Raw genomic sequence first — 12,188 nt, 5'->3', positions numbered from 1 at the left:
GCCGCTTTGTTCAAAAACCCGAATCACTCGCGTGGTTCGGGTTTTTTATTGCGCGGGATTGGTTATCCGGGCATGAATTGCGTTGATAGCGCTAATAATTTCATCCGGCAGCCGTACCGAAAGCGCGTCGATGTTTTCCTGTAGTTGCGCCAGCGTAGTTGCGCCGACAATCGTCGAGGCAACCAACCAACGGCTATAACACCAGGCGAGGGCAAGCGTCGCCGGGGTCATGCCATGGGTGCGGGCAAGTTCGGCATATTGCCTGCTCGCTTCAAACACACTTGGACGCAGATAGCGCGGGCTCCAGTTAGGCGGAAATTTTGTCAGCCGTCCCTGTGCCTTGGGATCATCCAGGTATTTTGCTGTCAGCTGGCCAAACGCCAGCGGACTATATGCGAGCAAGCCAATATTCTCGCGATAGCAGACTTCATCCAGACCGGTCTCGAAACTGCGATTGACCAGGTTGTAGGCATTTTGAATCGAGGCGATCCGGGGTAGGCCGCGCTGCTCCGACTGCTTGATGAATTCGCTCACTCCCCATGGTGTTTCGTTCGATACGCCAATCTGACGGATCTTGCCGGACTTTACCAGATCGCCTAGTGCCGCCAGAGTATCTTCAATGGCGACATGCGGGCGTTCTTTTTCCGGATCGAAAGAAATGGATCCGAAGATGGGTGCATTACGGCTCGGCCAGTGCAGCTGATAAAGGTCGATGTAATCTGTCTGCAGTCTTTGCAAGCTGCGGTCGACGGCGAGCTTCAGGTTCGCCGCATCGAAGTCGCTGCCGCCATTGCGTATCCAACTGATTCCCCGCGACGGGCCGGCTGCCTTGGTTGCAAGAATCACCTCGCTGCGCTTGCCCGATTTCTTCAGCCAAGTGCCGATGTAGCTTTCGGTGCGCCCTTGCGTTTCGGCTCTTGGCATGACGGGATACATTTCCGCCGTGTCGATAAAGTTGATTCCTCGTTCCTGCGCATAGTCGAGTTGGCTATGTGCCTCGGCTTCGGAATTCTGCTCGCCGAACGTCATGGTGCCGAGACAGACCTTCGATACGTCAAGGTCGCTGCCGCCCAGTTTGATTTTTTCCATAGGTCTCCTGTCGGTGCTCTATCGAGGCGCGCGGCTTCGCTGCTGCGACGAAGCACAAAGACTTTAACGCGATTTGCGCAACGCTGCCGCGCACTCCCTGATCAGGGAGGGACCACGATAGATCAGGCCGGTGTACAACTGGACCAGGCTTGCGCCCGCATCGACCTTTGCCTGCGCATCCTGACCGGACAGAATGCCGCCGACACCGATGATCGGTATGGCATCTCCGAGCTCCGCCTTCAAGGCCCGCACGACCTGGTTGGATGGGTGGAATACAGGCGCGCCCGACAATCCGCCGGTTTCCTCGGCATGCCGCAGGCCCTGGACCGCATCGCGGGTAATGGTGGTGTTGGTAGCGATCACGCCATCCATGCGGTGCCGTATCAGGGCCGAAGCAATCGTGCGGACCTGTTCGCCATCGATATCTGGTGCAATCTTCAACGCAATCGGGACATAGCGCTTGTGCTGATCGGCAAGGCGCTGTTGCGCTTCCTTGAGCCCCGACAACAGCAGGTCGAGTTCGGATGCCCCTTGCAACTGGCGCAGGTTCTTCGTATTGGGAGAGGATATGTTGACTGTTACGTAGCTGGCGTAAGGGTAAACCTTTTGAAGGCAATACAGATAATCATCGGCCGCGCGCTCGATGGGCGTATCGGCATTCTTGCCGATATTGAGTCCAAGTACGCCTTCCCGGTTTTGATAGAACCGCGATGCCTGCACGTTGGCGACAAAGGCATCGACCCCGCCGTTGTTGAAACCCATGCGGTTGATGATGGCATGCGCCTGCGGCAGGCGGAACATGCGCGGCAGCGGATTGCCCGGCTGCGCGCGCGGCGTCACGGTGCCGATCTCGATGGAGCCGAATCCGAGCGCGGCCAGCCCGTCGATATAGGCACCATCCTTGTCCAGCCCCGCGGCCAGTCCGACCGGGTTCGGAAAACTGATCCCCATGACGGTACGCGCATCCTTTTCCGGACGCGGCATGACACGGGTCAGCCCGAGCGCCGCTGCACGCCTCAGCCATGGCAAGGTCAGGTTATGTGCGGCTTCGGGATCGAGCGAGAAAAGGAAAGGACGAGCGAGCGAATAGAGGAGTTTGTCGGACATGGCAGAGAAAGAGGGCGCGCAGCCGGACTGGCCTTGCAAAAGGCGCTATTTTAACCTTGCCGCCTGCAGATCAGACATCCGCATGCCAATCTTGCCATTTGCCGTTTCGCAGCGCTTCGAGCGGGCGAAAGTTGACCTTGTACGCCATTTTCTGGCTGTCGCGAATCCAATAGCCCAGATAGACATAGGGAATCTCAAGCCGGCGCGCCTGCTCGATCTGCCACATGACGTTGTAGGTGCCATAGGAAGCACCAATCACATCCGGATCGTAAAAGGTATAGACCGAAGATAGGCCGTCATTGAGTACGTCGATGATGCTGACCATGCGCAGCGTTCCATCCGCTTCCCGAAACTCCACCAGCCGGGTATTGACCTTGCTCTGCAAAAGAAACTGCGCATACTGGTCCCGGCTATCCTGATCCATTCCTCCGCCGGCGTGCCGTGCCGCCTGGTAGCGCAGGTAGAGGTCATAGTGCTCCGGCACGTACGCCAGTGTCGTCACCCAGGTCTCAAGGTTGGCATGCTTGGTCCAGGCACGACGCTGGCTGCGGGTGGTGACAAACTCGATCGCCTTTACTCGTACGGGTATGCAGGCCTGGCATCCATCGCAATAGGGTCGGTAGGTAAAGATTCCGCTGCGCCGGAATCCATTCTTCACCAGCTCGGCATAGACGTCGGCGTTGATCAGATGGGATGGTGTCGCGACCTGAGACCGCGCCTGTCGGCCTTCAAGATAACTGCACGGGTAAGGAGCTGTCGCATAAAACTGCAAGGTGGCGAAAGGCAGGTCTTTTAAGTGCGTCATATACGTAAAGTCCGACTGCGATGGTGACAGAAGGATGGTGTTCAGCGCCTTTCTAATTTACACCGGATGCCGAGGCGGGATAACAATTTTTTGCTCAGTCTTCAAAATAGAGCAAGCGGCTCCCAGACGACGATAGGCGCTTGACGCGTGGCGCTTGCCAGATGCGCGAGGAAATCTCTGCGCGGAATCGGGCCGGCGCCAAGCGAAGCAAGATGCGAGGTCTCCTGTTGACAATCGATCATGATTACCCCGTTCGCCTTCAGAAAGTGCACCAGATAGGCCAGTGCAATCTTGGATGCATCGGTGGCACGGGCAAACATTGATTCGCCATAAAACATCTTGCCGATGCAAACGCCATACGCGCCGCCGACGAGTTGGCCATCCAGCCATACCTCGGATGAATGCGCATGCCCGCGGTGATGCAATTCGCAATAGCCGCGCACGATGTCATCGGAAATCCATGTGCCGGCGCCATCGCGTCTGGGAGCGGCGCAGGCACGCATGACTTCCTCGAATGCACTGTCAAAGCGTATTTGCCAGCGCCCATCGGTAGTTTGGCTGCTGTGCACCTTCCTCAGCGATTTTTTCAGACTGTACGAGACCGAGAAGCGTTCAGTAAACAACACCATCCGCGGATCGGTGCTCCACCACAGGATAGGCTGTCCTTCCGAAAACCACGGGAATATGCCGTGCCGGTATGCATCAAGCAGGCGGTCGGACGACAGATCAGCGCCGGCTGCCAGCAAGCCGGCCGCGCCATCTTCTTCAGTCAATGCATAGCTGACGTCCGGAAAGGGAGTGTCGGCCTCAAGCCATGGAATCATTCACGAATCCCCAAAGTAGGTCATTTTTTGCACGCTAACAGTGCGGAATAGCAATGAATCCCGTGTCAATAAAAATTTCCGTAGAAAAATCAATGTGTTACAAAATTGCACCAAAATGGAATATTTATTGCTTATGGGAAGCACCATTTTCAAACAATGCACATAAACAGGGAGATTTTTACATGGATGCGTTTAAACATGGCGCTGATGCCCTTTTCATTTTACTTGGCGCCATCATGATTCTCGCGATGCACGCGGGTTTTGCCTTTCTTGAACTGGGCACGGTTCGCAAGAAAAACCAGATCAATGCCTTGGTCAAAATCTTAGTCGATTTTGCCGTTTCAACAATAGCGTATTTTTTTGTCGGCTATGGCATTGCCTACGGCGTGCATTTTTTTGCTGACGCCACAACCCTGTCCGCCAAAAACGGATTCGAACTGGTGAAGTTCTTTTTCCTGTTGACTTTCGCGGCTGCCATTCCCGCGATTATTTCGGGCGGTATCGCGGAACGCGCAAAATTTCATCCGCAACTGGTGGCTACCGCGCTACTTGTCGGGCTGATCTATCCGCTTTTCGAGGGTATTGCATGGAACCAGCGATTAGGTATCCAGCCCTGGCTGAAGGAAGTCTTCTCGGCGGAGTTCCATGATTTTGCCGGCTCGGTGGTGGTGCACGCAGTCGGCGGGTGGGCAGCCTTGCCAGCGGTATTGTTCCTCGGCGCGCGTCGTGGACGTTATTCGAAAGACGGAGCAATCGCCGCGCATCCGCCCTCCAGTATTCCCTTTCTTGCACTTGGCGCCTGGATACTTGCGGTAGGCTGGTTCGGCTTCAATGTAATGAGTGCGCAAACACTCGACAAGATGAACGGGCTGGTTGCGATGAATTCGCTGATGGCCATGGTGGGCGGCACTCTGAGCGCCGTCCTGCTTGGCAAGAACGACCCCGGCTTTGCTTACAACGGTCCGTTGGCCGGACTGGTTGCCGTGTGCGCCGGGTCCGATCTGATGCACCCGCTAGGAGCGTTGCTAACCGGCGGCATTGCCGGCGCCATCTTTGTATGGATGTTCATGTTGACCCAAAACAAATGGAAAATCGATGACGTACTCGGGGTGTGGCCGCTGCACGGCCTTTGCGGTGCGTGGGGCGGGATTGCCACCGGCATTTTCGGGCAGACAGCCCTGGGCGGTATAGGCGGCGTGTCGTTCATGTCTCAGCTGATTGGAACGGCGCTCGGCATTGGCATCGCCATGCTCGGCGGGACCATCGTATATGGCGCCCTCAAGAAAATCGTCGGCATTCGCCTCGACGCGGAGCAGGAATTCGACGGGGCCGACTTGTCGATTCACAAGATCAGCGCAACGGCGGAACGTGAAACAAGCTGGTAGCCATTTGAGATTGATATAAACGAGGCAAGACCGGCCTGATGTGAATTCATAGCCGGGATTCGGATGAGTGCCGGCGCACGTGATGATGAGCCTGTGCCTTTTAACTGGACACGAAGAGATTGCCGGTCGGGCAGACGGCCGGTAAATTTTGCAGGGTCAATGAAGTCGGATCGGCTCTAGGCATTGTCGATACGCATCGCGCAGGTATTCAGCGAACGCGCAGCACGTTATACACGGCGTCAAAGTCGTTTTGAATGGCTTCCAGTTGTTCTTCACGAGCGACCTTCACCAACTGCCGCAATGCGTGCTTGAACATCCGCCGGTCCGTGTCGCTTGCTTCTTCGCTCAAGGAAGCGACCATCGATTCGATCATTTCATCTGAGGCGCACATAACGGTTTTCTGAAAAATTGAGTAATGCGAATGCATTGAGCAAATCCTGTGCCGGATTGTGCAGTTCCATGGTAAGCGCTTGGGCTTCGGGCCATGGTGCTCTCCTGCGTTCGAAACCGATGTATTCAATCTGACGAAAGCAGATGTAATTTCGAGCATATGCAGTTATTACATTTTCCAATCCTGTACCCAACTGTGCAACGGATCCTGCCGGATGGCCCAGTATGAATTCAACTGATCAAGGTCATCGGTCTACTGTGCTTGCACATCGGAAATGTCCTACGAGAGCGGCCTGCCGGACATCGAACGATTTCGATTGAGCAGCGTTGACAGTTCTTCGGGCGGCACGGCGGGGCTGAGCAGAAAGCCCTGCATTTCATCGCAGTCATGTTCTTCAAGGAAGCGGATCTGCTCTTCGGTGGTCACACCTTCGGCTACAACTTTGAGCTGCATGGTATGCGCCAGGGCAATCGTTGCGGATACGATCGCAGCATCATCCCGGCTTCCTGAAATGTCGCGGATGAATGACTGGTCGATCTTGAGCGTATCAACCGGCAAGCGGCGCAGGTAACTCAGCGAAGAATAGCCGGTGCCGAAATCATCGATGGAGATCGATACACCGGCATCCCGTATTTCCGCAAGCTTGGACAAGGTGGATTCTACATTTTGCATCAAGCTGCTTTCCGTAATTTCCAGCTCAAGCCAGCGGGCATCCAGTCCGCTTTGCATCAACGACTTGCGCACCGCATGCGTAATGGTGGAGTCGGGCGCCAACTGATAAGGGGAAAGATTGACTGATACCTTTAAACCTGGCAATCCGGCCTCTTGCCAGCGGCGGTTTTGCTTGCACGCCGTATGCAGCACCCACTCGCCCAGTTCATTGATCAGCCCGACCTCTTCGGCAAGCGGGATGAATTCATTCGGAGGCACTAGTCCCCGTTCGGGATGATGCCAGCGCACCAGCGCTTCGGCTCCCACGATTTCATTGCTGTTGATGTCGACTCTCGGCTGGTAATACACCACAAGTTCCCCGCGTTCCAGCGCCAGTCTGAGTTGGCGCTCATGCATCAATCTTGCCTTGACCCGTTCGTTCATGTCTGCCTTGTAGAAGCGGAATGAACCGCCGCCACTTGCCTTGGCTTCGTACATGGCAAGATCCGCGTTTCTTAACAAAGTGGCAGCATCGGTTCCATCTTTGGGAAACAAGCTGCAACCGATGCTGCTGGAGACCGTGAAATCGTGGCCCTCAAGCGCGACGGGATTTTCGATGACGGCGAGCAGGTTGCGTGCGATTCCAATCACATCTTCCGGCGAACGGACGTCTTCAAGCACGATTACAAATTCGTCGCCGCCGATCCGCGCGACGGTATCGACTTCGCGCACACATTGCTTGAGCCGATCCGCCATGATGCGCAGCAGGATGTCGCCCTTGTCATGGCCCAGGCTGTCGTTGACGATCTTGAAACGATTAAGGTCAAGAAAAAGGACGCCGACACGTCCGCCCTGTCGCTCGGCCTGCACGATCGCGTGCCTGATGCGGTCATCCAGCAGGTTGCGATTGGGTAGTCCGGTAAGAGCATCATAAGTCGCAAGGTGCTCGATTCGACGCTCGTAGTCCTTGCTATGGGTTACATCGCGCGCGATGCCGTGAACTCCGACGACACGGTCATTGACAATGATGGGAACGACGGTGAGGTGGGCATCGAAGCTGCTGCCGTCCTTGCGTATGCCGATGACATCGAGACTGGAGGCTGACCCTTTCACTGCCGCCGCAAAATGCTGTTCAATCAGATCCACGCTTTCCGGCGCCACCATTGGCCGAAACGGCATTGCCGCCAGCTCGCTGCCGGAATAACCGGTGAGTTGGGAAAACGCCTTGTTTGCCGATAAGAGATGGCCATTCAGATCGAATGCAAATACGCCATCGGGATGGTGTTCAAACAAGGATTCAAAGCGCTGTTCGTGCTCGATCAGGGTAAGCGCCGCATTTCGTATTTCGGTGTTGTCACGGGCGACGCAATAAAAGTGTTGTTCGGCCCTCGACCAGTTAGCTGACCATGCGATATGTACGATGCTGCCATCCTTGCGGATGAATCGGCTGTCGATAGAGTAGCCAGGGCCGGTCTGCCGCACCTTGCGAAGGGCAGCCGAATGCTTGCTGCGATCGTCCGGGTGCGTGAACTCAAGATACCTACGGTGTAACAGTTCTTCCGGGCGGTAGCCCCAGATACGCTCGGATGCGGCGCTGACCAATGTAAATTGACCGCCTGTATCGATGGTGCAGATAACATCCGGCAAGTGGTCAATCATGCGCTGATCGCGGCTCGAATCAGCCGGTAACTCAGTCCACGACTTTTCTTGAGTGTTCTCGTGAACGTTTGCGGAGACCGGATTGCGTATCGAGGCGCAATAGAGAACCCGTCCCTCCAGCGCGAGTGGCGTCACCGTCGCTTCGATACGCAGTGGTCTGCCTGCCTTGTCCCGGACCGACATCAGGGTGCGCTCATTGAGCACGAGAAGATCAGCAGTCCGCCAGTATTGCTGCGCATTGTCTTCATCGGCGGCCGACATGCGCATGTTGTCCGGTGCGATGAGTGCGTACAGCGGCTTGCCGAGGGCTTCCTCCTGATGCCAGCCAAATATGCGCGTCGCTTTTGGATTCCATGCATGGACGACACCATGTGCATCAATGACGATCAAGGCATCCATGGCATTTCTGATGATTGCATTGAATAACTCCTCGCGCTTTTCATTCATTTCCAATAATTTCATATGCTTTTTCGTCTAATGCGACTCGTCAGCGAAAAAGATCCGAGTCAATATTTCAGCAATTGAAAATTCTGTTCCGGCGAGCTGGTGTTCAAGCCGGCCTGCAGTCGGGGAAGCAACGCTTTCTGGATGCGATCACCTGTTAGTGACAGTGGCCATCATGTGCTCGGTACCAGGATTCAAAGTCATGCGCTGATAGCGGTTTGCTGAACAGGTAGCCTTGGGCTTGATCGCAGCCATGGTGGCGCAGGTAACGCATCGCTCCTTCGGATTCGATGCCCTCGCCAACCACTTCGAGATTCAGCGCGCGCCCGAGGCCGATGATCGTGTCGGCAATCGATTGGCTGGACTCGTTCGATTCAAGCTGGTCCGTGAAAGAACGGTCAATCTTCAATTTATCCAGCGGCAGATTGCTCAGATGGCTCAGATTCGAGTAGCCGGTGCCTACGTCGTCAAGGACGATGCGCACACCGCGGGACTTGAGATGCGTCAGTTTGGCAATTGCTTCCGTGATGTTGTCCATCACCGTACTTTCAGTCAGTTCGATCTCGAGGCAGGTCGGATCCATGCCGGATTCATCGATGGTTTGCGTAATGCGCGAGGCAAACTCCGGGTGACGGAATTGGGAGGCCGACACATTGATCGCCATGCTTGGTATGCTGAGCCCGGTATCTTGCCAGTGCTGCTGCTGCCGGCATGCCTCGCGCGCCACCCACAGGCCGAGACGGTCAATCAATCCTGCCGACTCCGCAATGGGGATGAATTGATCGGGGCTTAGCAAGGTCCCGTTCGCGTCCGCCAGCCGAATCAGCGCTTCGGCTCCGACAACCTGACCGGTGGCGATATCAATCACCGGCTGATAGAGCAGGGTGAGCTTGTTCGCATCCAGCGCGTCCTTAAGCTGTTGCTCGAGCTGCACCTTGTCGATCGCGAATTGCTGGTGCTCCGGCATATAGATCCTGAAGGTATTGCGGCCGGCGCGCTTGGCCGCATACATTGCAAGATCGGCGCAGCGTATCAATCCGGCAAGGTCTTCGGCATGCTTTCGAAACAGGCTGATGCCGATCGAAGGAGATACCGCCACCTGCAGCGAATCAATGGGGATGGGGCGTGCCACGGTCTCGAGGATATGTTGCGCGACGGTTTCCGGATCCTGGCTTCCGTGCACACGCGGCAAGACGACAATGAATTCGTCGCCGCCAAGGCGGCTCACCACGTCTTCCTTGCGTGTGCAATGCAACAGGCGGCGCGCAACTTCCTGTAGCACCTTGTCCCCGACCTCATGCCCATACAGATCATTGATCGGTTTGAAACGATCCAGATCCACGAAGAGAACGGCGCTGTTGGCGCCAATTCGTTCGGCTTGTGCGAGAAGATGTTCGCAATATTCAAACAGCAATGCACGGTTCGGCAGACCGGTAAGACTGTCATGCTGGGCGGCTACCTGTAGCCGTTTCTCGGCTTCGTACTTCTCTGTGATATCGACGGTGACGCCGACGCGCCGTATCGCGTTTCCATCGGCGTCGAAATGGACCTGGCCGCGCAGAAAAATCCATCGCTGTTGGCCGTCTGTCAAACCGATCGTCCTGAATTCCACCTGATATCGCCCACCTGCACCCGGACGTGACGCTTCTTCGATGATGCTCCGTATTCGTTCGCGATCATCAGCGTGTAAACCCAGATAAAACGTATTCGAGTTGATTATTGAATCGGAGGGCAATCCGAAGTGCTCGCGCATCTTTTCCGACCAGACGACTTCTGTTGTCTGGGGGAAGTAATCGAACATGCCGAGTTCCGCCGCCTCGATCGCAAGCTGGAGTTTTTCCGTGCTTTTGACCAGCGCTTCTTCAGCATTCCTGCGGGCCGTAATATCGGTTGCAAAAAATACCGCACCGACACGGATGCCCTCTTTGTTGTAATGCGGAGAAGCTGTACAGGACACGTAAAACGGCGAGCCGTCGGCACGATATACCCGCCAGATGAAGTCCCTTGCAGTTTCGCCATAGGTTGCGGCACGGTACACCTTGCATTGCTCAAGGGTATCCGGATTTCCTTCCGGATACTGGTGGGCAATCTTGTCGATCACCCTTTGCCCATATAACTCCTGGTCCGACAAGCGGAACATTCGGCGTGCTTCGGGGTTCTGGTAGACGACGTGAGCTTCCGTGTCCGTTATGAAGATGGAATCCGCCGCATGTTCTGCAATGCTGAAATCCATGTCGAGTAAGGTTTGCATGTCCGTCGCCTGACAAAGTACCCCAGTGCAATTCGACTTGTTTTCAGGCTCGTAAGTTCGTTGGCAAAAGCCATAAAGATGCAAAGCTTGGGTAAAGGCATAACGTTTCATGAGGCGTGTTGCCGGGCTAGCCGTCAAGGCTTGAATTCCAAGAATTATATTTTCTGGCATGTTGTCATATAAGCAGGCACATGGAACGGGCGGCAATGAATGACAAACACACAATGGTTCGTATTGATTGGCATCCTGATGCTTGCGCGCGGACTGGCAGCCACGACGATTTCGCGTCTACCGTTCACAAGCGCCATCGTTTACCTCAGCGCCGGACTTATTCTTGGTCCCACATTCCTGAACGTCTTTCACTTTGATCCACTGGAGCAATCCGCGCTGCTAGAGGTGCTTACCGAGATCGCAGTACTGATATCGCTGTTTTCGGCTGGAGTGAAGATGCCGGTGCCGGTGACCCTGAAGCGGTGGGGGCCGCCGATCCGTCTTGCGTGGGTATCGATGACCGTCACCGTGGGTTTGGTTGCCGCCTTCTCGTATTTCATTCTTGAATTGCCGCTTGGGGCGGGCGTCCTGTTGGGCGCAATTCTGGCGCCCACCGACCCGGTGCTGGCAACTGATGTGCAGGTGCGTCATGCGGGCGACCAGGATCAGTTGCGCTTTACGCTGACAAGCGAGGCCGGCATGAACGATGGAAGTGCGTTTCCGTTTGTTATGCTTGGTCTTGGCTTGCTGGGCCTGCATGACTTGGGGCCTATGGCGATGCAATGGCTGGTGGTTGAAGTGCTTTGGGCAACCGCAGGTGCAGTGCTAATCGGGGTTGTGAGCGGCGCTGCGCTGGCCCGTCTCGGATGGCGCCTCAGGAGCGGCAATTCCAAACATGAAGTGTTGGACGATCTGGTCGGGTTGGGGCTCATTGCCGTGGTCTACGGTTTGACCGTCTGGCTTAAAGCCTGGGGCTTTCTTGCCGTATTTTTTGCCGGTGTCGCATTACGTCAAACAGAACTAATGCTGGCGGGCACCCCAAAAAATCGTCACGGTTTAATGGAGCCCGATACCTCGAAATCGGCATCTGCCATTGCCGGTCCCGACAGGGAAGTGCCTCCTACGGTGAGCCAGGAATCTCTCGTGTTCAAGGAACATTTGGAGCGATTGTCGGAACTGACGCTGGTACTGCTCCTCGGCGGTATGCTGTCCCTGGACGTATGGAACGGTAGGACGGTCAGCGTCGCCGTGTTTCTTTTTATTGTGGCGCGTCCTCTCAGTGTGGCAATCGGCTTGATCGGAACAAATACAACCCGTCGAATCCGCGGCATTGCGGGATGGTTTGGCGTACGCGGCATCGGATCGCTTTATTACTTGATGTACGCAATAGAGCATGGACTTCCATATGATCTGGCGCGCGAGCTCACGCAGATCACCCTGGTGGTCATCATGCTGTCGATTTTTATTCACGGCACCAGCGTCAAACCCCTGATGGAGCGGTTCTGGCGCTCGTGAACTGTGCCGCGGTGAGGTCGGAAGGTTGGCAAATTGATATGCGCCTGCTTGTATTGCTTAGCCTCACGGCGAAACC

9 protein-coding genes are annotated in these 12,188 nt (G+C 55.6%); 2 read left to right on the top strand and 7 right to left on the bottom strand.

Annotated elements, in window-relative coordinates:
• Positions 1–45: 45 nt before the first annotated feature.
• The 4 genes from D3871_RS11875 to aat all read right to left on the bottom strand — a co-directional run bounded on the left by D3871_RS11875 (position 46) and on the right by aat (position 3,825).
• The gene (locus tag D3871_RS11875) at positions 46–1,089 is read right to left on the bottom strand and encodes an aldo/keto reductase (RefSeq protein ID WP_119769076.1); all 1,044 of its coding nucleotides are present in this window, start codon (positions 1,087–1,089) and stop codon (positions 46–48) included.
• Positions 1,090–1,152: 63 nt separating this feature from the next.
• On the bottom strand, positions 1,153–2,196 hold the full coding sequence (locus tag D3871_RS11870) for a quinone-dependent dihydroorotate dehydrogenase (RefSeq protein ID WP_119769075.1): 1,044 nt from the start codon (positions 2,194–2,196) through the stop codon (positions 1,153–1,155).
• Positions 2,197–2,266: 70 nt separating this feature from the next.
• Positions 2,267–3,001, bottom strand: coding sequence for an arginyltransferase (locus D3871_RS11865; protein WP_119769074.1), 735 nt, complete (start codon positions 2,999–3,001; stop codon positions 2,267–2,269).
• Positions 3,002–3,102: 101 nt separating this feature from the next.
• Positions 3,103–3,825 (bottom strand): leucyl/phenylalanyl-tRNA--protein transferase, encoded by a 723-nt coding sequence (aat, locus tag D3871_RS11860; RefSeq protein WP_119769073.1) that lies wholly within the window; start codon positions 3,823–3,825, stop codon positions 3,103–3,105.
• Positions 3,826–4,007: 182 nt separating this feature from the next.
• Here aat and D3871_RS11855 point away from each other — a divergent pair, with 182 nt between their 5' ends.
• Positions 4,008–5,210, top strand: a complete 1,203-nt coding sequence (locus D3871_RS11855; protein ID WP_119769072.1) for an ammonium transporter — start codon at positions 4,008–4,010, stop codon at positions 5,208–5,210.
• 208 nt (positions 5,211–5,418) lie between these two features.
• On the opposite strand, the gene D3871_RS29790 is transcribed toward D3871_RS11855, so the two are convergent.
• The 3 genes from D3871_RS29790 to D3871_RS11845 all read right to left on the bottom strand — a co-directional run bounded on the left by D3871_RS29790 (position 5,419) and on the right by D3871_RS11845 (position 10,606).
• Positions 5,419–5,601 carry a hypothetical protein gene (locus D3871_RS29790; protein ID WP_147376797.1) on the bottom strand — a complete coding sequence of 61 codons (183 nt, stop codon included), beginning with the start codon at positions 5,599–5,601 and terminating at the stop codon, positions 5,419–5,421.
• Between the two features lie 279 nt (positions 5,602–5,880).
• Positions 5,881–8,373 (bottom strand): sensor domain-containing protein, encoded by a 2,493-nt coding sequence (locus D3871_RS11850; RefSeq protein ID WP_119769071.1) that lies wholly within the window; start codon positions 8,371–8,373, stop codon positions 5,881–5,883.
• Between the two features lie 139 nt (positions 8,374–8,512).
• Positions 8,513–10,606 carry a sensor domain-containing protein gene (locus D3871_RS11845; protein ID WP_158597920.1) on the bottom strand — a complete coding sequence of 698 codons (2,094 nt, stop codon included), beginning with the start codon at positions 10,604–10,606 and terminating at the stop codon, positions 8,513–8,515.
• A gap of 210 nt (positions 10,607–10,816) precedes the next feature.
• Between D3871_RS11845 and D3871_RS11840 the strand changes: the two genes are divergently transcribed.
• On the top strand, positions 10,817–12,112 hold the full coding sequence (locus D3871_RS11840) for a cation:proton antiporter (protein ID WP_119769069.1): 1,296 nt from the start codon (positions 10,817–10,819) through the stop codon (positions 12,110–12,112).
• Positions 12,113–12,188: the final 76 nt, after the last annotated feature.

Origin of the sequence: Noviherbaspirillum saxi (genome assembly GCF_003591035.1) — a bacterium.
GTDB classification, from domain to species: domain Bacteria; phylum Pseudomonadota; class Gammaproteobacteria; order Burkholderiales; family Burkholderiaceae_D; genus Noviherbaspirillum; species Noviherbaspirillum saxi.
The sequence above is the reverse complement of the archived record's forward strand: the minus strand, read 5'-3'. Positions and strand labels throughout refer to the sequence as shown.